25 protein-coding genes and 1 pseudogene are annotated in these 26,988 nt (G+C 72.8%); 14 read left to right on the plus strand and 12 right to left on the minus strand.

Annotation, left to right across the window (positions count from 1 at the left end):
- Position 1: 1 nt before the first annotated feature.
- On the plus strand, positions 2-895 hold the full coding sequence (locus tag E1285_RS16385; RefSeq protein ID WP_243722820.1) for an oxygenase MpaB family protein: 894 nt from the start codon (positions 2-4) through the stop codon (positions 893-895).
- 45 nt (positions 896-940) lie between these two features.
- Here E1285_RS16385 and E1285_RS16390 read toward each other — a convergent pair whose 3' ends face one another.
- From E1285_RS16390 to E1285_RS16410, 5 genes are all read right to left on the minus strand, one after another.
- The gene (locus tag E1285_RS16390; protein WP_132152872.1) at positions 941-1,240 is read right to left on the minus strand and encodes a metal-sensitive transcriptional regulator; all 300 of its coding nucleotides are present in this window, start codon (positions 1,238-1,240) and stop codon (positions 941-943) included.
- Between the two features lie 81 nt (positions 1,241-1,321).
- Positions 1,322-2,437, minus strand: a complete 1,116-nt coding sequence (gene ald / locus E1285_RS16395) for an alanine dehydrogenase (RefSeq protein ID WP_132152874.1) — start codon at positions 2,435-2,437, stop codon at positions 1,322-1,324.
- A gap of 141 nt (positions 2,438-2,578) precedes the next feature.
- Positions 2,579-3,388, minus strand: a complete 810-nt coding sequence (locus tag E1285_RS16400; RefSeq protein ID WP_132152876.1) for an SAM-dependent methyltransferase — start codon at positions 3,386-3,388, stop codon at positions 2,579-2,581.
- A gap of 132 nt (positions 3,389-3,520) precedes the next feature.
- Positions 3,521-4,684 (minus strand): glycerate kinase, encoded by a 1,164-nt coding sequence (locus E1285_RS16405; RefSeq protein ID WP_243722821.1) that lies wholly within the window; start codon positions 4,682-4,684, stop codon positions 3,521-3,523.
- A gap of 138 nt (positions 4,685-4,822) precedes the next feature.
- Positions 4,823-6,268 carry an NCS2 family permease gene (locus E1285_RS16410; RefSeq protein WP_132152878.1) on the minus strand — a complete coding sequence of 482 codons (1,446 nt, stop codon included), beginning with the start codon at positions 6,266-6,268 and terminating at the stop codon, positions 4,823-4,825.
- Positions 6,269-6,452: 184 nt separating this feature from the next.
- Here E1285_RS16410 and E1285_RS16415 point away from each other — a divergent pair.
- The 7 genes and pseudogenes from E1285_RS16415 to E1285_RS16445 all read left to right on the plus strand — a co-directional run.
- Positions 6,453-6,779: pseudogene (locus E1285_RS16415) on the plus strand (helix-turn-helix domain-containing protein); the annotation flags it as partial.
- 48 nt (positions 6,780-6,827) lie between these two features.
- Positions 6,828-8,126, plus strand: coding sequence for a helix-turn-helix transcriptional regulator (locus tag E1285_RS16420; protein WP_132152880.1), 1,299 nt, complete (start codon positions 6,828-6,830; stop codon positions 8,124-8,126).
- Positions 8,127-8,231: 105 nt separating this feature from the next.
- Positions 8,232-8,855: a copper resistance protein CopC gene (locus tag E1285_RS16425; protein WP_132152882.1), complete on the plus strand. Its 624-nt coding sequence runs from the start codon at positions 8,232-8,234 to the stop codon at positions 8,853-8,855.
- A complete protein-coding gene (locus tag E1285_RS16430; protein WP_132152884.1) occupies positions 8,848-10,929 on the plus strand; it encodes a bifunctional copper resistance protein CopD/cytochrome c oxidase assembly protein in 2,082 nt (693 codons plus the stop codon). Before E1285_RS16425 ends, E1285_RS16430 begins: the two co-directional genes overlap by 8 nt.
- A 62-nt stretch (positions 10,930-10,991) precedes the next feature.
- A complete protein-coding gene (locus tag E1285_RS16435; RefSeq protein WP_132152919.1) occupies positions 10,992-12,236 on the plus strand; it encodes a histidine kinase in 1,245 nt (414 codons plus the stop codon).
- A complete protein-coding gene (locus E1285_RS16440; protein WP_132152886.1) occupies positions 12,233-12,889 on the plus strand; it encodes a response regulator transcription factor in 657 nt (218 codons plus the stop codon). The genes E1285_RS16435 and E1285_RS16440 overlap by 4 nt, the downstream gene beginning before the upstream one ends.
- A gap of 83 nt (positions 12,890-12,972) precedes the next feature.
- Positions 12,973-14,082, plus strand: coding sequence for a hypothetical protein (locus E1285_RS16445; RefSeq protein ID WP_132152888.1), 1,110 nt, complete (start codon positions 12,973-12,975; stop codon positions 14,080-14,082).
- 7 nt (positions 14,083-14,089) lie between these two features.
- Here the strand turns inward: E1285_RS16445 and E1285_RS16450 are convergent, their stop codons facing one another.
- From E1285_RS16450 to map, 4 genes are all read right to left on the minus strand, one after another.
- The gene (locus tag E1285_RS16450) at positions 14,090-14,806 is read right to left on the minus strand and encodes a metal-dependent hydrolase (RefSeq protein ID WP_207946620.1); all 717 of its coding nucleotides are present in this window, start codon (positions 14,804-14,806) and stop codon (positions 14,090-14,092) included.
- 170 nt (positions 14,807-14,976) lie between these two features.
- Positions 14,977-15,993: a DNA polymerase ligase N-terminal domain-containing protein gene (locus E1285_RS16455; protein WP_132152890.1), complete on the minus strand. Its 1,017-nt coding sequence runs from the start codon at positions 15,991-15,993 to the stop codon at positions 14,977-14,979.
- A gap of 30 nt (positions 15,994-16,023) precedes the next feature.
- A complete protein-coding gene (locus E1285_RS16460) occupies positions 16,024-16,713 on the minus strand; it encodes a helix-hairpin-helix domain-containing protein (protein WP_132152892.1) in 690 nt (229 codons plus the stop codon).
- 58 nt (positions 16,714-16,771) lie between these two features.
- The gene (gene map, locus E1285_RS16465; protein ID WP_132152894.1) at positions 16,772-17,623 is read right to left on the minus strand and encodes a type I methionyl aminopeptidase; all 852 of its coding nucleotides are present in this window, start codon (positions 17,621-17,623) and stop codon (positions 16,772-16,774) included.
- Positions 17,624-17,694: 71 nt separating this feature from the next.
- Between map and E1285_RS16470 the strand changes: the two genes are divergently transcribed.
- Positions 17,695-17,874, plus strand: a complete 180-nt coding sequence (locus E1285_RS16470) for a hypothetical protein (protein WP_132152896.1) — start codon at positions 17,695-17,697, stop codon at positions 17,872-17,874.
- A 25-nt stretch (positions 17,875-17,899) separates the two neighbouring features.
- Here E1285_RS16470 and E1285_RS16475 read toward each other — a convergent pair whose 3' ends face one another.
- On the minus strand, positions 17,900-18,496 hold the full coding sequence (locus E1285_RS16475; RefSeq protein WP_132152898.1) for a hypothetical protein: 597 nt from the start codon (positions 18,494-18,496) through the stop codon (positions 17,900-17,902).
- Positions 18,497-18,588: 92 nt separating this feature from the next.
- On the opposite strand from E1285_RS16475, the gene npdG reads away from it, so the two are divergent.
- Positions 18,589-19,296, plus strand: a complete 708-nt coding sequence (gene npdG / locus E1285_RS16480; protein ID WP_132152900.1) for an NADPH-dependent F420 reductase — start codon at positions 18,589-18,591, stop codon at positions 19,294-19,296.
- Positions 19,297-19,322: 26 nt separating this feature from the next.
- On the plus strand, positions 19,323-20,417 hold the full coding sequence (locus E1285_RS16485; protein ID WP_243722822.1) for an NAD-binding protein: 1,095 nt from the start codon (positions 19,323-19,325) through the stop codon (positions 20,415-20,417).
- 174 nt (positions 20,418-20,591) lie between these two features.
- On the opposite strand, the gene panB is transcribed toward E1285_RS16485, so the two are convergent.
- Positions 20,592-21,443, minus strand: coding sequence for a 3-methyl-2-oxobutanoate hydroxymethyltransferase (gene panB, locus E1285_RS16490; RefSeq protein ID WP_132152902.1), 852 nt, complete (start codon positions 21,441-21,443; stop codon positions 20,592-20,594).
- Between the two features lie 115 nt (positions 21,444-21,558).
- On the opposite strand from panB, the gene E1285_RS16495 reads away from it, so the two are divergent.
- The 3 genes from E1285_RS16495 (at position 21,559) to E1285_RS16505 (ending at position 26,091) form a co-directional block, all read left to right on the plus strand.
- Positions 21,559-23,169, plus strand: coding sequence for an MFS transporter (locus E1285_RS16495; RefSeq protein ID WP_243722823.1), 1,611 nt, complete (start codon positions 21,559-21,561; stop codon positions 23,167-23,169).
- 7 nt (positions 23,170-23,176) lie between these two features.
- Positions 23,177-23,842: a TetR/AcrR family transcriptional regulator gene (locus E1285_RS16500; RefSeq protein WP_132152904.1), complete on the plus strand. Its 666-nt coding sequence runs from the start codon at positions 23,177-23,179 to the stop codon at positions 23,840-23,842.
- A 134-nt stretch (positions 23,843-23,976) separates the two neighbouring features.
- Entirely contained in the window at positions 23,977-26,091 is a 2,115-nt protein-coding gene (locus E1285_RS16505) for a SpoIIE family protein phosphatase (protein WP_132152906.1), read from the plus strand.
- Between the two features lie 12 nt (positions 26,092-26,103).
- Here E1285_RS16505 and nadE read toward each other — a convergent pair.
- The coding region (gene nadE, locus E1285_RS16510) for an NAD(+) synthase (RefSeq protein WP_132152908.1) at positions 26,104-26,988 on the minus strand (885 nt) is incomplete at its 5' end.

Here is a 26,988-nt window from a genome sequence, read left to right on the forward strand (position 1 = left end):
GGTGGTCGACGTGCACGACGAGCTGGTCTCGTCCCCCCGCGCGCAGGAGCGCACCGGCCACGGGCTGTTCGGGCCCGGCTCGGTGACCTGGCGGGTCATGGGCGAGCCCGTGCTGATCGTCGGCGGTATCAGGGCGCTGCTGCTGCAGGGCCTGCATCCGCGGTCGATGTGGGGCACCGCGCAGAACTCCGAGCTCATGGACCCGTCCGCGGCCTGGGCGCGGCTCGGGCGGACGGTCGAGTTCGTCCGCGTGCGCACCTACGGGACGGAGGCGGAGGTCGAGCGGGTGGGCCGCAGGGTCCGCAAGCTGCACTCGAAGCTGACCGGCCTCGACATGCGCACCGGGGAGACGTTCGCGGTCGACGACCCGGAGAACCTGCTCTGGGTGCACCTGGGCGAGGTCGAGTCGTACCTGGACGTGGCGCGCCGCGCCGGCGTGCCGCTGACCGCCGCGGACGCCGACGCGTTCGTGGACGAGCAGCGCCGCGCGGCCGCCGTCGTCGGGCTCGACCCCGGGGCCGTGCCCGCCACGGTCGCGGAGATGGACGAGTACTACGAGGAGATGCGGCGGCGCATCTGGGCGTGCCGGGAGGCCCGCGACGGGCTGCGCCGCATGTTCAACCCGGCCGTCCCGCGCCGGCTGCTGCCGCTGAAGCTCGCCGCTCCGGCCCTCGGGTCGCTGGTCGTCGCGACGCTGCCGCGCTGGGCCCGCCGCATGTACGGGCTGCCGGGGCTGCCCACGTCCGACCTGGCCGCGACGCTGACGCTCAAGGGCCTGTACCGGACGTCGCAGGTCGTCCCCGAGCGGTACCGCTACTCCCCGGACGCCCAGCGGGCCAGGCTCCTCACGCGCCAGCACGAGGCGGACCTGGCCACCTGGTCCGTCGCCTCGTGACCCGCCCCGGGGACCCGCCGCTCCCGCACCCCGGCGGGTGACCGGTCAGCCGCGGCGCATGAGCCGGCCCACGGCCGCCATCAATTCGGTGGACATCGCGTCCCCCTTGCCCTCCTCGGCGCCCTCGGCCACGCAGTGCCGCACGTGCCCGTCCAGCAGGCCGAGCGCGACCTTGTCCAGCGCGGCCTGGACGGCGCTGATCTGCGTGAGGATGTCGATGCAGTAGCGGTCCTCGTCGACCATCCGGTCGATGCCGCGCACCTGCCCCTCGATCCGGGCAAGCCGCGTCTGCAGCTGGTCCTTCGTGGCGGTGTACCCGCGGGTGGGGGTCTCGCTGGTCGCCATCTCCGTCCTCACATTCTTCCGAGGGCGCACGCCCGGATACCCCTGGGGAAATCCCCTAATGGGTACCTTATGCGCTCGCGGTCAGTCCAAGACGGAGGTGAGAGGCACGTAGGGGAGGGAGTGGGCTTCGGCGACGTGGGCGTGGACGAGGTCGCCGGCGTGGGTGTTGAGACCGCGGGCGAGGGCGGCGTCGGTCTCCAGGGCGCGGCGCCAGCCCTTGCCGGCGATCTGGACGGCGTAGGGCAGCGTGACACCGGTCAGCGCGTAGGTGGAGGTGTTGGGGACCGAACCCGGCATGTTCGCGACGCAGTAGAACGTCGAGTCGTGCACGCGGTAGGTGGGCTCGGCGTGCGTGGTGGGGCGGGAGTCCTCGAAGCAGCCGCCCTGGTCGATCGCGATGTCCACCAGGACGGAACCGGCCTTCATGCCCGCGACCAGCTCGTTCGAGATGAGCTTGGGCGCCCTGGCGCCGGGGATCAGGACCGCGCCGATGACCAGGTCGGCGGCGCGGGCCTCCCGCTCGACGGTGTACGCGCTCGACACCAGGGTGCGGATACGGCCCTGATAGACGGCGTCGATGTGGCGGAGGCGGTCGACGTCGACGTCGAGCACCGTGACGTCCGCGCCCATCCCGGCGGCGATCTGCGCCGCGTTCAGTCCGGACACGCCGCCGCCGATGACGACCACCTTGGCCGGCGCGACGCCGGGGACGCCGCCGGGCAGGACGCCGCGCCCGCCGTTGGACGACATCAGGCTGTACGCGCCGACCTGCGGGGCGAGCCGCCCGGCGACCTCGGACATGGGAGCCAGCAGCGGCAGGGAGCCGCCCGGCGGCTGGACGGTCTCGTACGCGATCGCGGTGACGCCGGCGGACAGCAGCGCGCCGGTGCACTCGCGGGACGCGGCCAGGTGCAGGTAGGCGAACAGGACCTGGCCGTCGCGCATCCGGTGGTACTCGGACGCCACCGGCTCCTTGACCTTGAGGATCAGCTCTCCCTCGGCCCAGACCTCGTCCGGGCCGTCCACGATCTTGGCGCCCGCGGCGGCGTAGTCGTCGTCGGGGATCGCCGATCCCAGCCCCGCGCCGCGCTCGACGAACACCTCGTGGTCGTGGCGGGTGAGCTCGTGCACTCCCGCCGGGGCGATGGCCACCCGGTACTCGTGGTTCTTGACCTCGCGGGGGACACCGATCTTCACGGGAGCTCCTCATGGTCGGCGCTGACCGGGCGTACGCCTCCAGCGTGCGGCGCGGAGCGTCCCGGCGCCATGGGCAAGGTGTCAGCGCATCGGCCCGTTCGGCTACACCGTGTCAACCCGGCCGCACCGTCGCCGGCACGCTCAGGGCTTCCGGGCGACGCCCCCGTACATGAGGCGCTGGCCGACGGTCAGCTCGTCCGGGACGTCCACGTCGGGCCGCCACAGCGGCAGCGGGACCAGGCCGGGTTCGAGGAGCTCCAGGCCGTCGAAGTAGCGGGTGATCTCCTCGGGCGTGCGGAAACGTCCCGTGCCGAGCAGCCCCTGGTACTGGACCTCGGCGTCGGCCGCCTCCGGGCTCGACGCGCAGAACGCCGTGACGAAGAGGTGACTGCCGGACGGCACGGCGTCCATCAGCGTCTTCACGATCCGCTGCGGCCCCTCGTCGTCGTGCAGGTGGTGCAGGATGCCGACCAGCATCACCCCGACGGGCTGGTCGAAGTCGATGAGCCGGCGCACTTCGTCGTGCGCGAGGATCTTCTCCGGCTCCCGGACGTCGGCGGTCACGACGGTGGTGTTCGCGTTCTCGGCGAGTAGCGCCCGGCCGTGCGCGAGGACGATCGGGTCGTTGTCGACGTACACGACCCGCGTGCCGGGCGCGGTGGCCTGCGCGACCTGGTGGGTGTTCTGCACGGTCGGGAGCCCGGAGCCGAGATCGAGGAACTGGCGCAGGCCCGCCCCGGCGGTCAGGTACCGCACGCCGCGGCCGAGGATCTCCCGGTTGTAGGTGGCGACGTCGTAGATCTCGGGAACGATCTTGACGATCTCGGCCACGAAGGCGCGATCGACCTCGAAGTTGTCCTTGCCCCGCAGGACCACGTCGTAGGTCCTGGCGATGCTCGGCTTGGTGGTGTCGATCCCGAGTGAAGCCCAGTCGTACTGCTCTTCGGCCATGCCGTGCCCGCCTCGCCCGATGTTGAGTTCTGTGGTTCGCCGCTCCGTAGATCGTAAACGTCTGACTACTCGTCCGTCACGAAAGTGGCGAATATTCCGGGGAGCGATCCGAACCGGTTGGAGCGGTCCGGGCTACGGGCCCGCAGGGGGGAGCCACTCGTCCGCGATCGCGACCGTCAGCTGCTCCAGCAGCGGCCCGGCCCGGCGGACGCGGCGCTCGGCGTCGGGCTCGATGTCGGCCAGCGCGTACGCCGCCTGGATGCGCGCCTTGCGGAGCTGCTCGCCGGTGAGGCCGCGGCGCCCGGCGACCGCGACGACGGGCGCGCCCGCGCGGGCGGCGGCGCGGGCGACGCCGATCGGCGCGGTGCCGCGCAGCGAGCGGGTGTCGAGCGAGCCCTCGCCGGTCACGACCAGGTGCGCGCCCCGCGCCTTCCCGGCGAAGCCCAGCAGGTCGAGCATGAGCGAGGCGCCCGGCTCGATCGTCGCGCCGAGGAAGGCGAGCGCGGCGAACCCGACGCCGCCCGCCGTCCCGGCGCCCGGCAGGTCGCGGGCCGCCGTGCGGGACGCCGCCTCCGCCAGGTCGGCCCAGCGGCGCAGCCCCGCGTCCAGCAGCCGGACCTCGTCGCGGCTCGCCCCGTGGCGCGGCCCGTCCACCGCCGCGGCGCCGGTGCGGCCGAGCAGCGGTCCCGCCGGGTCGCCCGCGACCACCACCTCGATGCCCGACATGTCCGGCAGGCCGCGCAGGTCCAGGGCGTGCAGGGAGCGCAGCGCCGCCCCGCCGGGCGGGAGGTCCTTGCCGACCGCGTCCAGCAGCCGGCCCCCGAGGCCCTGCACGAGGCCCGCGCCGCCGTCGGTGCAGGCGCCGCCGCCGAGTCCGAGGACGATCCGGCGGGCGCCGAGCCGCACCGCGTGCGCGAGCAGCTGCCCCGTCCCGATGCTGGACGCGGCGAGCGGGCGCGGCTTGCCGTCCGGCAGCCGGCGCACGCCGGACGCCTCGGCGAGCTCCACCACCGCGCTGCGGCCGTTCACCGCCAGCCGCGCGGTGAGCGGACGGCCCGTCGGCCCGCAGACCTCCGCCTCGACCCGCCGCCATCCGGCCGCCACCGCGGCCTCGACGGTGCCCTCCCCGCCGTCGGCCACCGGGAGCTCCACCAGCGGGACGCCGGGCCGGGCGCGGCGCAGCCCGGCCGCGAGGTGCCGTGCCGCCTGCGCCGCGGTCAGCGCTCCCGGGAACCTGTCAGGGGCCAGTAGGACGTGACCTGGCGGCGACGGGTGGGAGGGAGAGTCCGCGGACACCACAGCCACGCCTTTCACGCCGGGGGTAAGGCCGTACCTTCTGCTTACGCCATGACGGCACTGATTTACACCCGCAAGCGTGTCCAAGAATTTTAGATACACCGCAATCCGCCCCGGTCCGGCGGCTCGCGGCGGCCGTCAGCGCACCCCCAGCCACCCCTCGATCGGGCTGATCACGAAGAAGAGCAGGAACAGCGCCACCACGGGCCACAGCCAGACCGACACCTCGCGCACCTTGCCCCGGGCCAGCTTGATCAGCGCGTAGCTCACCAGCCCGCCGCCGATCCCGATCGTGATCGAGAACGTGAACGGCATCAGCACGATGGTCAGGAAAGCCGGGATCGTCAGCTCCAGGTCGTCCCAGTCCACCTTGGCGACCTGCGTCATCATCAGCGCGCCGACGACGACCAGCGCGGGCGCGGCGGCCTGCGCGGGCACCGTCGCGGCGAGCGGGGTGAGGAACAGGGTCACGGCGAACAGCGCGCCGGTGGCGATGTTGGCCAGGCCCGTCCGCGCGCCCTCGCCGACACCGGCCGCCGACTCCACGAACACCGTGTTGGCGGACGAGCTGGTCACGCCGCCGAACGCGGCCGACACGCCGTCCACCGACAGGATCCGGCCGAGCCCCGGGACCTGGCCCTTCTCGTCCAGCAGGCCCGCCTCGTCGCTGACCCCGAGGATCGTGCCCATCGCGTCGAAGAATCCCGACAGCACCAGCGTGAACAGCACGACCAGCGCGGTGATGACCCCGGCCTCGGCGAACCCGCCGAACAGGTCGAACTCACCGAACAGCCCGAAGTCGGGCATCGCGAACAGGCTGTCGGGCATGCTCGGCGTGACCACGCCCCAGCCGCCCTCCTTGATGTTCGCGTTCTCCTGGATCAGCACGGCGGCCACCGTCCCGGCCACGATGCTGATCAGGATCGCGCCGGGCACCCGCCGCACGTAAAGGACGATCATCAGCAGCAGGGTGAGCCCGAACACCAGCACCGGCCAGGTGTCCAGCTGCCCGCTGGTGCCCAGGGCCAGCGGCGGGCTCTCGTCGTTGGAGCTGACGAAGCCCGCGTCGTAGAAGCCGACGAGCGCGATGAACGCGCCGATGCCGACCGCGATCGCGTGCTTGAGCGCCAGCGGGATCGAGTTCATGATCCGCTCGCGGATCCCGGTGAGGGCGAGCACCACGATCACCGCGCCCTCGATCACCACCAGCCCCATCGCCTGCGGCCAGGTCATCACCGGCGCCGCCTGGAACGCCACGACCGCGTTGATGCCGAGGCCCGCGGCGAGCGCGAGCGGCGCGTTCCCGACCAGGCCCATGATCACCGTGGCGATCGCCGCGGACAGTGCGGTCATCGTGGTCAGCTGCGGGATCGACAGCTGCGCCCCGGTGACGTCCTCCGCCCCGCCGAGGATGATCGGGTTCAGCAGGATGATGTACGCCATCGCGAAGAACGTGGTGACGCCGCCGCGCAGCTCGCGCGACACGGTCGTCCCGCGCCCGGTGAGGTCGAACAGCCGCTCCAGCGGCCCGTGCCCGCGCGCCGGCGGTGAATCGCCGGCCCTGGCGGCGTTGGTCTCGGACATGACGGGCGCTCCGCTTTCAGCAGCATGGTCTCGGAATGGGCGTGCACAGGTTAACCGTCCCGGGGGCGGCCGTCCCGCACCGGCACAGCCGGGCGGGGCGGTATCCAGATGTGATTCCCGGCTTCCACAGCGTGACCTCGCGACGGGTCCGCTATAGCCTGCCCTGGTGCGAATGCGAGACTCGGCCGGGATGGACGGCCTCGACTCCTATGCGCGGCTGCTGGACTCGGTCCCGGAGGGCACGCGCTCGTCCTTCCGCGCCCGGATGCTCGGCCCGCTGGAGGAGTACGACAGCAGCCGGCAGGCCGAGCTCGTGCACACGCTCGAGGTCTTCCTCACGTGTTCGGGGTCCTGGCGCCGCAGCGCGACACGGCTGCACGTCCATGTGAACACGCTTCGGTACCGAATCCGGCGAATCGAGGACCTGACCGGCCGGGACCTCGGCACACTCGAGGACCGGGTCGACTTCTTCCTCGCCCTGCGCGCGACGCGGCCGGCGAGCACCCGGTAACGGGAACACTCTTCCAGCGGGAAACACTCTGTAGGCGGTGGTCACACGATGGATCGGGAGACACTGGGGCAGCGCATACGCGCCCTGCGGATCCGGCAGGGCGTGAGCCAGGCGCAGCTCGCCTTCCCCGAGCTGTCCGACAGCTATATCTCGCTGATCGAGAGCGACAAGCGGGTGCCCGCCCCGAGCGTGGTCGAGCTGCTCGCGGCGAAGCTGAACTGCTCGCCCACCTATCTCGTCAGCGGCGTCAGCGAGGACGTCGTGGACGAGCTGCGCGTCACGCTCGACTACGCGGAGATCGCGCTGAGCAACGGCGCCGCGGCCGAGGCGCGGGCCCGGTTCGCCGAGGTGCTCGCCAGCGCCGACGCGGTGGCGCTGCCGGAGATGCTGCACCAGGCGCGGTGGGGGCACGCCCTCGCGCTGGAGGCCGCGGGCGAGCTGGAGGAGGCGATCACCGGGCTGGCGGAGCTGACCGGGCAGGCCTCCGCCGAGGCCGACCTCGACCACTGGGCGAAGGTGCACGTCGCGCTGAGCCGCTGCCTGCGCGAGCGCGGCGACATCGGCGCGGGCGTGCACGCCGCCGAGAACGCGCTGCGGCACCTCATCGCGACCGGCGCCGACTCGACCGACGCCGCCGTGCACCTCGGCGCGGCGCTGCTCGCCGCGTTCATCGAGCGCGGCGACCTCGTCCGGGCCCGCCAGCTCGCCGCCCAGCTCGTCGAGCGGGCCGAGCGGATCGGCAGCCCCCGCGCCCGGATGGTCGCCTACTGGGAGGCCGCCTACGTCGCCGAGATCCGCGGCGAGTACGAGGAGGGCGTCGCCCTCGCCGAGCGGGCGCTGATGCTCGCGGGCGACGGCGAGGACCCCCGCAACCTCGGACGGCTCCGCGTCAGCTACGCCGGGCTGCTGCTGCGCGCCCGTCCCGACCAGGCCGCCCGCGCCCGCGAGCTGCTCACCCGGGTCCGCGGCGAGATCAACGCCAGCTCGTCCGGGGAGATCGACGTCGCCTGGTGCCTGACCGAGCTGGCCCGCGCCGAGACGGTGCTCGGCCGTCCCGCCGAGGCGGTGCGGCTCGCCGAGGAGGCCCTCGACCTGCTCGGGGAGGCGCCGCGCCGCGCGACCGCCGGGGCGCTGACCGTGCTCGGCGAGGCGTCGGTGCGGCTCGGCCGCCGCGACCGCGCCGTGGAGGTGCTGACCCGGGCCGCCACCTGCCTGGAGGAGATGGAGTCGTCCCGGGAGGCCGCGCAGGCCTGGTTCGACCTCGCCGAGGTGCTGGCCGAGACGGGGACCGCCGACGAGCCCAGGATGGCCGCCTACCGCCGGGCCCTGACCTGCGTCGGCGTGTAAACGGCCGGATCCGCGCGTGGACGTCGTGGAACCCGGGATGTGTCAGTACCACACCCTCAGTAGGGTGGAGAAGCCCCTTCGGCCCTCTAGAGAACCCGGCCATCAATGAACATCCTCAAGCTTCGCCGGCCCCTGCGCGGTCTCGGCATCGCCGCCGCCGTCGCCGCCCTGCTCACCGTCGTCATGGCGCCGCCCGCGCTCGCCCACCCCCAGCTCGTGAGCAGCACGCCGGCCAAGGGCGCCTCGGCGGAATCGGTCACCGAGGTGAAGCTGGTCTTCAGCGGCAAGATCAACCTCGCCGAGGTCGTCGTCAAGGACGACTCGGGCAAGACGTTCCACTCGGGCGCCGCCGAGCGCTCGGGGGCGACGGTCACGCAGAAGCTGTCGGGCGCGCTGCCCGCCGGGACCTACACGGTGGCCTACCGCGTCGTCGGCGAGGACGGGCACCCGATCCAGAGCGACGACGTGACGTTCACCGCGGCCGGGGGAGCCGCGCCCGCGCCGTCCGCGGGCGGGGTCGGCGCCGAGGAGCAGACGGGCGCCGCCGCCACCTCCGACGAGCAGCCGCTCAAGGTCGACCAGGAGCAGGCCGCGGCGGAGGAGGACTCCGGTTCCGGGCCGGTGCTGTGGATACTGATCGTCGCGGGCCTGCTGATCGGCGTCGGAATCGGCGTCGGCATCGTGTTCCAGGCCAAGCGCAAGCACCAGGCGGCCGGCGGAAGTGAATAGGGCCGGTCTGCGCGTCTGGCCGGTCGCCGCGGGAGCGGTGGCCGCGGCCGCCGTGGTCCTGGTGGCCGGGCTCCTGTTCGGCGGATCGGTCACCGAGAAGGTCATCCCCGGCCTCGGGGACCCCGGCGCCCTCACCCGGTGGGGGCTGCCGGCGTCCCGGACGGCGATGGACCTGCTGTCCGCGCTGACCGTCGGCGCCCTGCTGGCCGCCGCCGCGTTCCTGCCCGTCGAGCGCGGGCGCGGGCCCGGCCGCACGGCCAAGGACGCCCGGTCCTCCCAGGACGCGGCCCGGCTCTCCAAGGACGCGGTCGGCTACGTGCACGCCGCGTCCTGGTTCGCCGCCGGCTGGGCCGCGGCCGCGGCGGCCACCCTCGTGTTCACCGTCGCCGACGTCCTCGGCCAGCCGGTGCAGCAGGTCGTCACCGGAAGCGAGCTGAGCAGCTACGTCGGCTCGCTGCCGCAGGGCACCGCGCTCATGATCGTGGTGCTGCTGGCCGTCGTCGTGGCGCTGCTGGCCCGCACCACCGCCACGCCCGCCGCCGCGTTCGGGCTGCTCGTGATGGCCGGGATCGCGCTGCTGCCGGCGCCGCTCACCGGCCACTCCTCCTCGGCCGCCAACCACTCCGTCGCGACGACCGGCGTCGCGCTGCACGTGGCCGCGGTCGCCCCCTGGGTCGGCGGCCTCGCCATCGTCGGCGCGCACGCGCTGCTCCGCCGCGACCGGCTGCCGGTCATGGCCGAGCGGTTCAGCCGGATGGCGCTGTGGTGCTTCATCACCGTCGGCGCCAGCGGCATGGTGAACGTGATCGCCCGGCTGCCCGACCCGGTGGAGCTGGTCGAGACGAACTACGGCCGGCTGGCGCTCGGGAAGATCGTCTTCTTCTGCGTGCTCGGCTGGTTCGGGTGGTGGCACCGGAACCGGACGCTGCCCGCCCTCGCCGACCGCAGGCCGTGGTCGTTCACCCGGTTCGCGTCCGTCGAGGTGGCCGTGATGGCCGCCACCATGGGCCTGGCCGTCGCGCTGGCCCGCACCGCGCCGCCCCCGCCGGCCACCCCCGATTCCGCGGTCAAGGCGCTGCTCGGCTACGAGATGCCGCCAGAGGTCACCCCGGCGCGGCTGGCGACGCTGTGGCAGTTCGACCTGTTCTTCGCCGTCCTGGCCCTCGTGCTCGGCGGCCTCTACCTCGCCGCCGTCGTCCGGCTGCGCGGGCGCGGGGACTCCTGGCCGGTGTGGCGCACCGCGGCCTGGTTCGTCGGCCTGCTGGCCATGGTCGCCGTGACCCAGACGGGCGTGGCCAAGTACGCGCCGATCCTGTTCAGCGTGCACATGGCGCAGCACATGGTGCTGAACATGCTGACGCCGATCTTCCTGGTCGTCGGCGCCCCCGTGACGCTGGCGCTGCGCGCCCTGAAGCCCGCCCGGATCCGCGGCGACCGCGGCCCGCGCGAGTGGCTGACGGCGATCGTGCACAGCCGGTACGTCGCGGTCATCGCCCATCCCGCGGTGGCGACGATCATCTTCGTGGCGAGCCTCTACGTGCTGTACTTCACGCCGCTGTTCGAGGCCGCGATGCGCAACCACCTCGGCCACATCGCGATGATGGTGCACTTCCTGGCCGCCGGTTCGCTGTTCTTCTGGGTCCTGCTCGGCGTCGACCCCGCGCCGAAGAAGCTGCCCTACCCCGGGCGGCTCCTCCTGCTGTTCGTCACGATGCCGTTCCACGCGTTCTTCGGCATCGCCCTGATGAACATGAGCCAGGCGCTCGCCCTCGGCTGGTACAACTCCGTCGACCCCCCGTGGGGCACCACGATCCTGCACGACCAGCAGACCGGCGGCGCGATCGCGTGGGCGTTCGGCGAGATCCCGACGTTCATCGTCCTGATCGTCCTGGCGTTCCAGTGGTACGGCGACGACCAGCGGCAGGCGCGGCGGCTGGACCGCAAGGCCGACCGCGCCGCGAAGTCAGGCGGCCCGCCCGGGGACGACGACGAACTGGCCGCCTACAACGCCCGCCTGGCGAAGCTCGCCGAACGCGACAAGGCCGAAGCCGACAAGCAGGGCAAACGCCCCTGACCGCGGTTCCCTCTCGCGGGGGAGGGGACGGGAGTCCCCGGTCTGCCAGGATCGGGGACGTGATGCGTGTGGTGCGGCCGCTGGTAGCGCGGAGGACCTGGCAGCGCTGGGCTCACCTGGTGGTGGGCGGCGCGCTGCTGATGCCGTTCTGGTTCCTCGCGATCACTTTCACCCCGCTGATGCCGGTCGACGACATCCTCGTCACGACGGTGCTGGCACTCGTCGTCCTGCCGATGGCGGCGACGTTCGTCACCGGGCTCGTGCCGACGGTGCGGCTGCTGGAGGGCTCCCTCGCGAGGGAGCTGCTCAAGGGGCCCGCCGCGGCGCTCGTGCCGGGGTCGGCGCGGTCGTGGGAGAGCAGGATCCGGGCCGGGGCGTGGTTCAGCCTGCACCTGGGCGCCGGTGTGGTGATCAGCGGGCTGAGCCTGGCCGTGCCGCCGTTCGCGTTCGTGATGATCGTCGCGCCCATGGTGACCTGGGACTCCGCTTTCCTGGACTCGTGGGGGTTCGAGAGCACCTGGCATCAGTGGCCCGCGCCGCCGATCGGGCTGGCGTCGATGGCGGCGCTGCTCGCGCTGATCGTGGGCACGGGCACGCTGCTGTCGCGGCTGGCGCCGTGGTTCCTCGGGCCGTCCGCCGCCGAGCGGCTCGCCGACATGGAGGCCAGGGCCGTGAAGCTGGCCGAACGCAACCGGCTGGCCAGGGAGCTGCACGACTCGGTGGGGCACGCGCTCAGCGTGGTGACGCTCCAGGCGGGGGCGGCGGGACGGGTCCTCGACAGCGACCCGGCGTTCGCGCGGGAGGCCCTCGGCGCGATCGAGGAGTCGGCCCGCGCCGCGCTGGAGGATCTCGACCACGTGCTGGGGCTGCTGCGGGAGGACCCGTCGCGCCCCGCGCCGCAGGCGACGCTGGAGGATCTCGGGCGGCTGCTGGAGCAGATGAGGATCGCCGGGGTGAAGCTCGACGCGGACGTCGGTCCCGGAGTGGAGCGCGTCCCGGCCGCGGTGTCGCGCGAGGCGTACCGGATCGTCCAGGAGGGGCTGACGAACGCGCTGCGGCACGCGGGGAAGGTGCCGGTGCGGCTCCGGCTCGCGGTCGAGGGGGAGAGGCTGGAGATGGAGATGAGCAACCCGCTCGGCGCCCACCAGGGCGACGAGGCCGGTCCCTCGCTCAGCGGCGTGGGCGGTGGGCGGGGCCTCGGCGGCGTCCGCGAGCGCGTCACCGTGCTGCGGGGCGAGATGATCGCCGGGCCGGACGGCGACATCTGGCGCTTCCACGTCTCACTGCCGCTAAGGTCCGGAACATGACCATCAAGGTTCTGCTGGTCGACGACGAGCGGCTGATCCGGGCCGGCCTGGCCGCCATCATCGACGCCGAGGACGACCTTTCCGTGGTCGGCGAGGCGGCCGACGGCTCGGAGGTCCCGGGCGAGGTGAACCGGCTGCGGCCCGACGTGATCCTGATGGACGTGCGGATGCCGCGGCTCGACGGCATCCAGGCGACCCGCCACATCCTGGAGACCGTCCCGGAACCGCCGCGGATCATCGTCGTCACCACGTTCGAGAACGACGAGTACGTCTACGACGCGCTGAAGGCGGGCGCGAACGGCTTCCTGCTCAAGCGGACGCGGCCCGAGGAGATCCTGCAGGCGATCAGGATGGTCGCGCACGGCGACAGCCTGCTGTTTCCCGCGGCGATCCGGGAGCTGGCCGCACAGCACGGTCAGCCCGCGGGCGGGGCGGCCGCGCCGAGCTGGCACGGTCGGCTCACCGAGCGGGAGGGCGACGTGCTGCGCCTGATGGCGAAGGGACGCTCGAACGCCGAGATCGCCCAGGAGCTGTTCGTGAGCCCGCAGACGGTGAAGACGCACGTCGGGAACATCCTGGCCAAGCTGCAGGCCCGCGACCGCACCCAGGCGGTGATCTTCGCCTACGAGACGTCGTTCATCACACCGGGCTGACCCTGACACCCCCCTTACGCCTCGTTTACCTACGAGTAGCTACAAAAGAGTCATAAGCGAACAAGGTCGACGATCGGGGGATCATGGACGCCGCGACTCTGTCCGAACTGCGCAAGCCGAGGGCCTATCCGGCGGTATCCGTGCTGATGCCCACGCACCGGACGCTCCCGGAGAGCCGGCAGGACCGGATCCGGCTGCGCAACCTGCTGACGGAGGTGCGGCGGCGGCTGCACGACGACGTCCGCGTGGCGCCCGACGCCGCCGGGCAGGTCGTGCGCGGCCTGGAGCGCGCGGCGGACGGGATCGACCCGCGCCACGCCTCCGCGGGGCTTGTGCTGTTCGCCGCGCCCGACGGGGAGCACCACGCGTTCACGATCGGCCAGCACGTGGACGAGCGGGTGGTCGTCGACGCGGGCTTCGCCACCCGCGACCTCGTCGCCGACTACACGCGCACCCCGCGCTACTGGCTGCTGTCGCTGTCGGACCAGCGGACGCGGCTGTGGGACGGCCACGACGGGCGGCTCGCCGAGCACACCGGCGGCGGCTTCCCCGTCACGCCGGAGCCGATCGACGAGGCCGGCTCCGGGCGGCAGTCGCGCCGCGCCGCGCAGGGCGGCGACGGCGGCGGAGCCGGGGAGCGCCACCGCCAGATCGTCCGGGACGCGGCGCGCGCCGTCGACCGGATCCTCGCGCGCGACCGGCGCCCCCTGATCGTCGCGGGAGTCACCCGCCGGCAGGCGCTCTTCGACGAGCTGGCGGGACCGCACACCACCGTGGCCGGACGCGTCGACGGCAGCTTCGAGGGCGCCGCGCCCGGCACGCTCGCCGAGGCCGCCCGCCCGGCGCTCGACGCCTACGACGATCTCCGCGAGGTGGCCGTGCTCGCCGAGCTGGAGGCCGCGCGCAGCATCCAGCGGTACGCGGGCGGCCTCTGCGAGGTCTCCCGGCTGGTCGAGGAGGGACGCGGCGACCACCTGGTCGTCGAGCGCGGCTACTACGCGCCCGCGGTCAAAACCCACCGCGAACTCGTCCCGATGGACGGCATGCCCGGCGTCCTGAAGGGCGCGGACGTCGTCGACGACGCCGTCGACGACGTCATAGAGACGGCGATGGAGTACGGCGGCGAGGTCACCTTCGTCTCCGACGGCTTCCTGGTCGACCACGGCCGCATCGCCCTGGTGACCCGCTACTGAGCCGCGCTCAGCCTCTGGTGAGCCACTGCGCGCCGACGTCTCCGAGCACCGACCGGACGGCGAGGACGGCGATTCCCAGGGTGAGGACGGGCATCACCAGGAAGCGCTCCACCTTGCCGTCCGTCCTCGGGATCACGGGGACGGCGATCCGCCACGGCAGCGGCCAGAAAACGGGGCACCCCCGCGGCGTCAGGCAGTCGCCCACGACGTGCGCGATGCATCCGAGCGCGACCGCGTACCCCACGAAGCTCATATCGATCTTGGCCATGAGCCAGACGGCGACGAGGGCGAGCGCGCAGTCGGCCAGCGCGGACTGCGGTTCCTTGCCCTCGAAGTCCAGGCCGACGCCGCGCAGCCCCAGGCCGACGATCATGAACAGGCAGGCCCACCAGGCGTACACGTAGTGAGTGGCGAGGAAGTCCATCGCGAAGCCGATCCCGACCGCGAACAGGATCGAGTGGGTCGCCTGCCGGTGCCCGCCCGAGATCTTCCCGACCCACTTGCACATGTGCTGGGTGATGGGCCCGAACGTGTTGGCGATGCGGCCGTTGTGATGGTCGATGTCGGGCAGGATCGCCGCTCCCGCGCACACGACCGCGCCCGCCGCGACCTGCTCCGGCGACAGCGACACCGCGTGCTCGCCGAGCAGCCGCTCCTGCGCGATCACCGGCACGGCCGCCAGCCACGCCAGCGCGCCGCTGAGGGCGTGCGTCTTGCCCATCATCCGCCGTTCCCCCGCCTTCCAGCACGTCCCGCCGCCCGCGTTTCAGTGGCGGACTCTAACCCGCTACTGATCGTTTTCGGCGGCGACGCGCCGAAGCGGGCGCTACGTCCGTTTGGATGCGCGGAACCCCGCCCCGGTTCCCCTCCGGGCCGGATGCGGTGACCCCTCGGTCACCTCGACGGGACGAAACGCCAGGCGGCGGACTCCTCGCCCGGCTCGTAGACGGAGTCCAGCCGCTTGGCGACGACTCCCGGCAGCCCCTGCTCGCCCGCGGCGGCGCGGACGGCGTCGCCGTCGCCCGGGAACCAGGGGGCGGTCTGCCACAGCGAGCCCGACAGGCCCAGCTCGTCCAGCGTCTCCCGGCGTCGCCGGTACGGGACGTCCAGCGGCGGCCGCCCGTCCAGATGCGGCACGTCGTAGATCATGTAGGTCTCGCGGCCGTCCAGGACGGCCAGCTCGCCGTCCAGCAGCGCGGGCCGGGCGCCCAGCGCCACGCCGAGCCGCGAGCCCAGCCCGCCGGGGCCGTCGACGGCGCGTCCCCGGCCGTCGGTGAACCGCGTCCGGCCGCCCTCGACGTAGGCGGCCGTCCGCTTGCCGCCCCAGGCGAACTCGAAGGCCCACGCGTCCTGGTCGCGCGGCAGCCGCGCCTTCTCCACCGGGAGCATCGGGAGCAGCGACTCCGGCAGCGGCTCGGCGTCCGGGTCCGCCGGCGGGTCCATCCGGTGGATCATCCAGTTCCGGCCGCGCGTCTTGAAGAGCACGTAGCGGCCGGAGACCCGCGAGCCGTGGATGACGACCTTCACCTCGCGTTCGGACCACTTCTCCGTCTCGTACGTGCCGCGGTCCCAGATGAGCACCTTGCCGCCGCCGTACTCCTCCTTCGGGATGTCTCCCTCGAACGTCGCGTACTCCAGCGGATGGTCCTCGGTGTGCACGGCCAGATGGTTGGTCTCCGGGCTCCACGGCAGGCCCTTCGGGACGGCCCACGACACCAGCACCCCGTCGCGCTCGAACCGCAGGTCCCAGTGCAGGCTCCTGGCGTGGTGCTCCTGGACGACGAACGTGTCGTCGTCCCCGTGCGGCAGCGCCTTCTCTTCGGGGACGGGTTCGGGCGTCCGCTCCGCGTCGCGCTTGCCGCGGTACTCCGCCAGCCGGTCGGCGTCCTTCTCGCGCTTCTTCGGGGCCACGCACGTCCCGTACCCGGGATCGGCGCCTTGTCAGCGTATGAAGACGGCGTAGTCGGCGACCTCGCCGGTCAGGGACGCGGGCAGGCCCGCCACCGCGGACAGTTCCTCGGCGGACATGAACCCGCCCGACTCCGCCCGCACCCGCTCGATCCTCCCCGCCAGCTCCGGGGTGATGCCCGGCAGCAGCGTCAGCGCCTCCGCCGGGGCGTGGTTGACGTCGACCAGCCCGCCGTCGTTGTACTGGCGCGGCAGGTCGGGGCGGCCGATCCGCAGCTCCTTGGCGAGGCCGGGATCCTCGCGCGCCAGCTCCCGCGCCTTGTCCCGCAGCAGCCGCTGCCTCTTCACCCGCTCCACGACTGCCTCGTTGTCGACCCCCGACAGCCCGTGCGGGTCGAACACGCGGCGCCGGATGACGAACGAATGCGCGCAGCCCACCACCGCGAGGACGAAGAGCAGTACCCCGACCGTGCGCTCGGTGCCGTCGTCCTTGCCGATTCCGGGCAGCAGGTACAGCATCACCGCGAACACGCCGAGGTAGGCGGCCGTGGACAGCAGCAGATGGAGGCTGCGCCGCCACAGCGCCACCACCGCGAACGTGAACGGCGTGGCGTAGCCGAGGGTCAGGAACGGCAGCGCCGCCCACGTCACGCTCAGCGCCGCGCGCCCCGGCGGCATGCTGTCGGACGGAACCCGCGGCTCGTAGGGCGCTGGGGCGTTCATCTCTAGAGACTCTCCCGGCCGGATGTGGGGCGAATCGGACCCTAGATCAAGAGGTTCGTCACGGCAGGGTGAGGATTTCGTGGCCGTCCTCGGTCACCAGGAGTGTGTGCTCGAACTGGGCCGTGCGCTTGCGGTCCTTGGTGACGACCGTCCAGCCGTCCTTCCACATGTCGTAGTCGTGGGTACCGAGCGTCAGCATCGGCTCGATCGTGAACGTCATCCCCGGCTCGATGAGCGTCGTGGCGGTCGGGTCGTCGAAGTGCGGGACGACCAGCCCGGAGTGGAACGTCGTGCCGATGCCGTGACCGGTGAAGTCGCGCACGACCCCGTACCCGAAGCGCTTGGCGTAGGACTCGATGACCCGCCCGATCACGTTCAGCGCCCGTCCCGGCCTGACCGCGCGGATGCCCCGCATGGCCGCCTCGTGGGTGCGTTCCACCAGCAGCCGCGACTCCTCGTCCACGTCGCCGCACAGGAACGTCGCGTCGGTGTCGCCGTGGACGCCGCCGATGAACGCGGTGATGTCGACGTTGACGATGTCGCCGTCGCGCAGGACGGTGTCGTCCGGGATGCCGTGGCAGATCACCTCGTTGACCGAGGTGCACAGCGACTTGGGGAAGCCGCGGTAGCCGAGCGTGGACGGGTAGGCGCCGTGGTCGAGCAGGAACTCGTGCCCGATGACGTCCAGCTCGTCGGTCGTGACGCCGGGCCGGACGTGCCTGCCGACCTCCTGGAGCGCCTGCGCGGCGATCCTCCCCGCCACCCGCATCCGCTCGATGATCTCAGGCGTCTTGACATCGGGTTCACCGGTCTTCGGGCGCTTCTTCCCGACGTACTCCGGGCGCGGGATGCTCGACGGGACCTTGCGCATCGGGGAAACGTTTCCGGGCCGGAGTAGCTGGGTCGTCATAGTGATGGAGTGTAGTCAGCGGGATCGCGGCAACGAATCCCGTGCCGAGCGCACATTCGAGAGGAGCGCCGATGGCCGGTGACGACGGTGACTGGTGGTTCTGCCTGAAGCACATGAAGGTCGAGCACGGGCCGGGCTGCCCCGGCAAGGACCGGATGGGCCCGTACAAGTCGGAGAGCGCCGCGGCGGACGCCCTGGCCCTGGCGCGCGAGCGCAACGAGGCGTGGCGCAGGGACGACGCCGAGGACTAGCCGCCCACGGGCTTGTCGACCACGGCTAGTCGACCACGGGCCCCGACACGGTGTCGAGGAGCCTGGCGAGGCGGCGCCGGAACCCGCGGGGACTCCTCGCGGGTTCCTGGCCCGCCGCCGCGCTGACGAGGTGCTGCGCGCCGTCGAACGACAGCAGGGCCTCCCGAGGCGGGACGGTCAGCGCCTCGTGGGCGAGGCCCTGAAGCTCGCGGTCGCCGCCTTCCAGCGCGAGGACGGTCGCACCCGTACGGCGCGCGTCGTCCACCCGTTCCAGCAGCGGGACGGGCGCGTCCTCCTCGGCGACGACGAACAGCGTCTCGCCGCGCCGGGCCGCTTCGAGCCGCTCCAGCCCGATCTTCAGGTGCGCGGGCGCGCCCGCCGGCGGTTTCCAGCGCACCAGCGTGGGCGCCAGGCCGGGAACGTCGCCGAGGCGGCTCTCGTCGTCCAGGTGCGCCGCCAGATGCCACGGGTCGTCGCCGGGGGTGCCGACGAGCAGCAGCCCGCCGGGGGTCCGGGACGTGCCACGCAGCGCGCGGCCGAACTCCTGGGTCCGCTCCAGCCAGCCCGTGGCCGACAGCACCTCGCGCAACATCGTGATCTGCTCGGCGTCCACGGAGACCATGGTGCCGCAACCGGGCGTCCCGGACGGGGCGGTTCCGCGATGCGGTGGGCCGGGGAGGGGCGCCCGGGAGGCCGCCTGGCAGACTCGGCGGCATGACTGAGCAGCAGAAGACGCCCTATGACCTTCCCGACGTGAGCGGCCTGTCGATCGGCATTCTCGGCGGCACCGGCGACCAGGGCAAGGGCCTCGCGCGCCGGTTCGCGCTCGCCGGGCACCGGGTGACGATCGGGTCGCGCAAGGCCGAGCGCGCCCAGCAGGCCGCCGACGACCTCACCGGGGAGCGGGGCGGCGCGGGACTGCCGGTGTCGGGTGCGGAGAACCCGGTGGCCGCCGGGCAGTCCGACGTGGTGATCGTCGCGGTGCCGTGGGACGGGCACAAGCCCACGCTGGAGTCGCTGCGCGCGGAGCTGGACGGCAAGATCGTCGTCGACTGCGTGAACCCCCTGGGCTTCGAGAAGGGCAAGGGCGCGTTCGCGCTGCCCGTCGAGGAGGGCAGCGCCGCCGAGCAGGCCGCCGCCGTCCTGACCGGCAGCCGCGTCGTCGCCGCGTTCCACCACGTCTCGGCGAAGCTGCTGCTCGACCCGGAGGTGGACGGGATGGAGCTGGACGTGCTCGTCCTCGGCAACGACCGCGAGGCGACCGACCTCGTCCAGGCGCTGGCGGGCCGGATCCCCGGCATGCGGGGCGTCTACGGCGGCAAGCTGCACAACGCCGGCCAGGTCGAGGCGTTCACCGCCAACCTCATCTCGATGAACCGCCGCTACAAGGCGCACGCGGGCCTGCGGATCACCGACGTCTGATCGTTTGACCCGGTACGGTGCCGAAGGTGAACGTTCCGGAAGCGGCGCACGGTCCGCTCGTCCTGATGCCCTCGGCACGGACGGGGCCGCTGCGCGCGGTCGCCAAGCGGATCGGCTTCGCGCTGCTGCTGCTCTTCGCCACGGTGGCCGCCGTGTACCTCGACCGCGACGGGTACACCGACGGCGCGGACGGGACGGTGTCGTTGCAGGACGCCTTCTACTACGCCACAGTCACCATGTCGACCACCGGATACGGTGACATCGCGCCGGTCAGCGACGCCGCCCGGCTGGTCAACATCCTCTTCATCACGCCCGTGCGGGTGCTGTTCCTCATCGTCCTCGTGGGCACGACCCTTGAGGTGCTGGCGGAACGCACCCGCGACGACTGGCGCAAGGCCCGCTGGAGGACGCGCGTGCGCGACCACATCGTGGTGGCCGGCTACGGCACGAAGGGCCGCAGCGCCATCAAGACCCTGATCAGCACCGGTGTGACCCGCGAATCGATCGTCGTGGTGGATCCCGATCCGCGCGTGGTCGCCGAGGCGGCGGAGGCCGGGTTCGTCGGCGTCGTCGGGGACGCGACCCGGAGCTCGGTGCTCAAACAGGCGGCGGTGCCGCAGGCCCGGCAGGTCGTGGTGGCCAGCGCCCGCGACGACACGGCCGTGCTGGTCACCCTCACGGCGCGGCAGCTCAACCCGCACGCCGCGATCCAGGCGTCGGTGCGCGAGTCGGAGAACGTCCCGCTGCTGCGGCAGTCCGGCGCCGACCACGTGGTGACGTCGTCGGAGGCGGCGGGCCGGCTGCTCGGGGTGTCCACCAGCCAGCCGAACGTCAGCCAGGTGATCGAGGACCTGCTCGACCAGGGCAGCGGCCTCGATCTGGCGGAGCGCGACGTGCGCCCGGACGAGACCGGCGGGCCGCTCGGCGCGGTGCGGGAGCCGGTCCTCGCGGTCGTCCGGGACGGCCGGATGCTGCCGTTCGACCACCCGGAGTGCAAGTCCCTCCGGCCGGGCGACCGGCTCATCGTCGCGCAGTCCAAGCGGCGCCCGGAGCAGAAGGAGCCGGACGGGAACGGCGAGGAGCTGGCCCGCGACGACGGCCGCCGCGAGAACGGATCCTGACGGCGGCGGGAGCGGGGGCCGGTGGACACCGGCCGGTGAGCACCCGTCCATGGCGAACGCCCGCACGGCCGCGCCGGGAGGGAGGGCGGCCGTGCGGGCGTCGAGGCCCGCCGCAGGGGTGGGCGGCGGCGGGTCCGGGGGTGGCTCGGATCCGTGGCCGGATCAGTGGCCGGATCAGTGGTACGTGTGCTCGGGTGCCGGGTAGGCGCCGCTCACGACTTCGTCGGCGTAGCTGCGCGCGGCCTCGCCGAGCAGGCCGTTCATGTCGGCGAACTTCTTGACGAACTTCGCGGTCTGCGGGGTGAGCCCGGCCATGTCCTGCCAGACGAGGACCTGCGCGTCGGTCCGGTTGCCGCCGCCGATGCCGATCGTCGGGATCGACAGCGACGAGGTGACGTGGGCGGCCAGGTCCTCGGGGACGCATTCGAGGACGACGGAGAACGCGCCGGCGGCCTCGAGGGCCTTCGCGTCCGCCATCAGCTCGTCGCCGTCCTGCCCGCGGCCCTGCACGCGGTAGCCGCCGAAGGCGTTCACCGACTGCGGGGTGAGCCCGAGATGGGCCATGACCGGGATGCCCGCGGCGACCATCGCCTCGACCTGCGGGATGATCCGGCGGCCGCCCTCCAGCTTGACCGCGTGGGCGCCGGTCTCCTTGAGGAACCGGGTGGCGGCCGACAGCGCCTCGGGGACCCCCGTCTGGTACGAGCCGAACGGCAGGTCGGCGACGACCATGGCGCGCTTGGAGCCGCGGACGACGGCCGCGGTGAGCGGGATGAGGTCGTCCACGGTGACGGGGATGGTCGAGTCGTACCCGTACACGACCATCGCGGCGGAGTCGCCGACGAGCAGCACGGGGATCCCGGCCTCGTCGAAGATCCGTGCGGTGAGCGCGTCGTACGCGGTGAGCATCGGCCACTTCTCGCGCCGCTCCTTGGCGGCGGCGATGTCGCGTACGGTGACCCTTCGCCCGCTCGTGCCGCCGTAGAGTGCGGCCGGCTGCGCTGGGGGTGCGGCAGATGAAGACATGCGAGACCTCCGGTCTTGAGGCGCCACTGTGGCGTACCCAGACGGAACCGATGGTGCCACTTCGAAAACGATTCTGGTAGCCCCGCCATTCCCCGATCTCTCGCGGGAGCCGGGAATGAATTCCGAAACGGTACCGTTGCGTATCTACATGGACTCCCCCACGATCCAGCGCCGCCGGTGGTACATCCTCGGTGTCCTGACCATGAGCCTGCTGGTGGTGGTGCTCGACAACACCATCCTCAACGTCGCGCTGAAGACGATCGCGGACCCGGACAAGGGCCTCGGCGCGACGCAGAGCGAGCTCGAATGGTCCATCAACTCCTACACGCTGGTCTTCGCGGGCCTGCTGTTCACCTTCGGAGTCCTCGGTGACCGGCTCGGGCGCAAGCGGGTGCTGGTCGGCGGGATGGCCGTGTTCGCGCTCGCCTCGCTGGTCTCGGCGTACGCGCAGACCCCGGAGCAGCTCATCTACGCCCGGGCCCTGATGGGCCTCGGCGGCGCCGCGGTCATGCCGCAGACGCTGTCGATCATCACCAACGTCTTCGAGCCGCACGAGCGCGCCCGCGCCATCGGCATCTGGGCCGGCGCGGTCGGGCTCGCCATCGCCATCGGCCCGCTCACCGGCGGCCTGCTCCTCGCCCACTTCTGGTGGGGCTCGGTCTTCCTGATCAACGTGCCGGTCATCGCGCTGGGCATCGTGCTGATGGTGTTCCTGGTGCCCGAGTCGCGCAATCCGAGTCCCGGGCGGCTCGACCCGGTCGGCGTGCTGCTTTCGGTCGTCGGCCTGGTCGTCCTGTCGTACGGCATCATCCGGGGCGGTGAGACGGGGGACTGGCTCGGCCTCTCCGCGGCCGGCCCGATCCTCGCGGGCGCCGCGGTCATCGCGCTGTTCGTCTGGCACGAGGCCCGCAGCGACTCCCCGGCCTTCGACGTCCGGCTGTTCAGGGATCCGCGGCTGTCGGCCGCCGTCGCCTCCATCGCGCTGTGCTTCTTCGCGGCGTCCGGCGTCTTCTTCTTCGCCAACTTCTACATGCAGTCGGTGCGCGGACTGACCCCGCTCGCGGCGGGCGCGATGGTCCTGCCGTTCGCCGCCGCCCAGCTCTTCTTCTCGCCGCGCAGCGCCGCCATGGTCCGCCGCTTCGGCGCCAGGGCCGTCTGCACGACCGGGATGCTCCTGGTCGCCGCGGCGCTGGCGAGCTACCAGTTCGTCGGCACCGACACCCCGATGTGGATCCTCGGCGTGATCTTCTTCGTGCAGGGCACCGGGATGGCCAACGTGATGCCGCCCGCCACCGAGTCGGTCATGTCGGCGCTGCCCCCCGAGAAGGCGGGCGCCGGATCGTCCATCAACAACGTCGCCCGGCAGGTCGCCGTCGCGATGGGCGTCGCCGTGCTGGGCTCCGTCATCGCGTCGGTCTACCGCCGCGACCTGGACGGCGACCTCGCCGCGCTGCCCGCCGGGGCGCGGGAGGCCGCCGGCGAGTCCATCGAGGGCGCGCACGGCGTCGCGGCCGAGCTGGGCGCCGCCGGGCAGAGCCTCATCGAACCGGCGAACGCCGCGTTCGTGCACGCCATGCACACCGCGTCCGCCGCCGCCGCGTTCATCGCCTTCCTCGGCGCGATGGTCGTCCTCAAGTGGATGCCGGGCCGCGCGGCGGCCGTCCCGCCCGCCGATGGCCCGGAGCCGAGCGAGCCGCGGCTGGAGAAGGCCGGAGCGAGAGCGTGAGCGCGCCATGACGAGCACCGCCGGGGCCGACGCCGCCGGAACCGACACCACCGGGACCGACACCACCGGGACCGACACCACCGGGACCGACACCACTGGCCGGGCGCCGGGACGGCCCCGCAGCGAACGGGCGGAGAAGGCCATCATCGAGGCGACCCTCGACCTGCTCGCCAGGGAGTCGGGCGTGGCGGGCGTGTCCATCGAGGCCGTCGCCGCCCGCGCCGGCGTCGGCAAGACCACCATCTACCGGCGCTGGCCCAGCAAGGAGGCGCTGATCGTGGACGCGCTGGGCTCGGCGAAGCGGCCGCTGCCCGAGCCGTCCGGCGCGTCCGTCCGGGAGGACCTCACCGAGATCGCCCGCGCGCTCGCCGGTGAGCGCGAGGGCGGGCACTTCCGTTGCTTCTGGAACGTCGTCGGCGGCGCGGAGCGGCACCCCGAGCTGTACGCCCGCTACAAGCAGGACGTCATCGAGCCGAGGCGCGCGATAGTCCGCGACGTGCTGCTGCGCGGCGTCGCCCGGGGGGAGCTGCGCGCCGGCCTCGACGTGGAGGTGGCGATGTCGATGCTGATCGGCTCGCTGACGCCGAAGGGACCGCGGGAGAGCCTCCCGGACGGCTACGCCGAGGCCGTCGTCGGCGCCCTCCTGGACGGGATCGGGACCGTCCCGGAGTGAAATGTGACGAATGCCGAACCGTTTTCGGCCTGGTAAGCGTGATCTTCTCCCATGGAAACCGTGTCATGCCCCATACTGTCGCTGGGTAGTGCGTAGACGACCGGCTGTCTGGAGCGCGTCAGGTGAGATCAGTGATGGCGCCGCGAGGCGATGCGCCCGCCACCGATTCCGCGTCCCGGACCCTTGTCCTGGGCATCGACGGTTCCCGGCGGATCGTGCAGTGCGGGCCGAACGCCAGGGCCGTCCTCGGCCGCGCGCCCGAGGACCTCATCGGCCGTCCCGCCACCGATCTGGTGGGGGACGAGGCCAAAGCCGAACTCGAGGCCCTCCTGGAGGCCAACGAGGCCGGCCAGGAGCGCAACGGCGTGATGACCGTGCTGCGCGGCGACGGCGCGTCCGCCGACGCGGTGCTGACCGCGCAGCCCATGGTCGGCGATCCGGGCGCGGCGCCCGCCGCGCTGCTGTACGTCCGGGTCGCGCTGCCGCCGAGCGAGCGCTACCAGGACCCGGCCCTCATGCGCCGCGCGCTGATGGACGACCAGGTCACCCGGTTCGGCGCGTCCCTCGACCTGGACCAGTCGGCCCGCAAGCTCGTCGAGGTCGTCGTCCCGCACTACTGCAACGCCGCCTCGGTGCTGGTGCTGGAGAGCCTCGTCGCCGCCGACGAGGTGCACTCCGAGTCCGGCTCGGCGGTGCTGCGCCGCATCGCCGTCACCTCCGACGACGGCAACCCGGCGTGGACGTCCACGTTCCCCGTCGGCGAGGTGCTGGTGTTCCCTGAGGGCACCCCGTACCGGGAGGTCATGGAGACGGCGCGTCCCGTCCACCTGCCGAACATCAGCCTGGACCGCGCGTCCGAGATCGCCAGGCTGTGGCGGCGCGGCCCGGCGGGCGAGCTGCTGTCGGACGTGTCGATGGTGCTGCTGCCGATGATCGCCCGCGACACCCTGCTCGGGTTCATCGCCTGCACCCGCGTCCCCGGGTTCCGCAAGTTCGACCTCTACGACGTCGAGATCGGCATGGAGTTCGCCGCCCGCGCCGCGATCGTCGTCGACAACGCCCGGCTGTTCAGCCGCGAGCGCGCCACCGCGCTGGCGCTCCAGCGCAGCCTGCTCCCGAACCGGCTGTCGGCGCCGTCCTCGGTCGAGGTCCGGCACCGCTACCTGCCCGGCAGCAAGCTCGTCGAGGTCGGCGGCGACTGGTACGAGTCGATCGCGCTGCCCGGCGCCCGCGTCGCCCTCATCGTCGGCGACGTCGCGGGCCACGGGGTCCGCGCCGCCGTCACGATGGGCCGGCTGCGCACCGCGCTCCACACGCTCGCCAACCTGGAGCTGCCGCCCGCCGACGCGCTGCACGTCATGCACGAGCTGATGATCGAGCTGGGCGAGCAGGAGCCGCACTTCGCCACCTGCGTGTACGCGGTGTACGACGCCACCACCGGCACCATCGAGATCGCCTCCGCCGGGCACCTGCCGCCGCTGCTGGCGGGCCCCGCCGGCGACAACGACTACCTGAAGGTCCCGCCCGCCCCGCCGCTGGGCGTCGCCGGCGGCGCCGCCATCGAGAGCCGCGAGTTCACCGTCGAGGACGGCAGCCTCTTCGTCATCTACACCGACGGCCTCGTCGAGAACCGCGGCCGCGACATCGACGACGGCCTCGCCCGCCTCCAGAAGATCTTCGGCCCGGACTCCGTCGGCCACTCGATGGAGGACCTCGCCAAGGCCACCCTCGCCGGCGTCTACGGCGACCAGCACCGCGACGACATCGCCGTCCTGATCGCCCGGCTGCGCCGCCTCCCCGAGGACCGCCACGCCTCCTGGACGCTGCCCGCCGACCCGGCCGCCGTCCGCCGCGCCCGCGGCCTCGTCCGCGCCCGGCTGGAGGAGTGGGGCCTGGAGGAGCTGGAGTACACCACCGAGCTGCTGGCCTCCGAGCTGATCACCAACGCGCTGCGCTACGCGCCGGGCCCGATCGAGCTGCGCCTCCTGCTGGAGCGCACCCTGGTCTGCGAGGTCCTGGACCGGTCCGCCGCCCTGCCGCGCCTCCGCCGCGCCGAGGACGACGACGAGAACGGCCGCGGCCTCCTGGTCGTCAGCCAGCTGGCGCACCGCTGGGGCACCCGCCGCACCGCCGCCGGCAAGGTCGTCTGGTCCGAGCAGATCGTGCCCGGCGTCGACCCGGACGCCTCCGACCAGGTCTCCGGCTGGCCCGAGGAGAGCTGGCCCGGCGAGAACCACCACCGCGAGTAGGGGGCGGCCGGGTCACCTCTCCCTCCAGCGGTTGGTGATGGGGAGGCGGCGGTCGCGGCCGAAGTTCTTCGAGGTGATCTTGGGGCCGGGCGGGTACTGGCGGCGCTTGTACTCGGCGATGTCGACCATGCGGATGACGCGGTCGACGAGGGCGGGGTCGTGTCCGGCGGAGACCAGGGCGTCGCGGCCCATGTCGCGCTCGACGTAGTCGGTCAGCACGGGGTCGAGGGCGGTGTACTCGGGCAGGCTGTCGACGTCGCGCTGGCCGGGGCGCAGCTCCGCGGACGGCTCCTTCTCGATGATCGCCTCGGGGATGGGCTCCTCGGCGAAGGGGTGCAGGAACGCCAGGCCGGGGGCCGGGGGCGGGGCGCCGGTCTGCGCGTTGCGCCAGCGGGCCAGGTCCCACACGGTGAGCTTGAAGATGTCCTTGATGGGGGCGAAGCCGCCCGCGGAGTCGCCGTACAGGGTGGAGTAGCCGGTGGCGAGCTCGCTCTTGTTGCCGCCGGTCAGCACGAGGTGGCCGTGCTCGTTGGACAGCCCCATCCAGATGTTGGCGCGGATGCGGGCCTGGAGATTCTCGGCGGCGAGTCCGTGCAGGTCGAGCTGCTCCTCGAAGGCCTCGACCATGCCGGCGATGGGGACGACGCGCGAGTGGACGCCCTGCCGTTTGACGAGCTCCTCGGCGTCGGTCACCGAGCCCTCGGAGGAGTGGCGGCTCGGCAGCAGGACGGCGTGCACGTTCTCCGGGCCGATGGCGTCCGAGGCGATGGTGGCGACCAGGGCGGAGTCGATGCCGCCGGACAGCCCGAGGACGACGGAGCGGAACCCGTTCTTGCGGGTGTAGTCGCGGGTGCCGAGGACGAGCGCCGCGTACACCTCGGCGAGGTCGTCCAGGGG

Origin of the sequence: Actinomadura sp. 7K507 (assembly GCF_004348425.1) — a bacterium.
Taxonomy (GTDB): Bacteria; Actinomycetota; Actinomycetes; order Streptosporangiales; family Streptosporangiaceae; genus Spirillospora.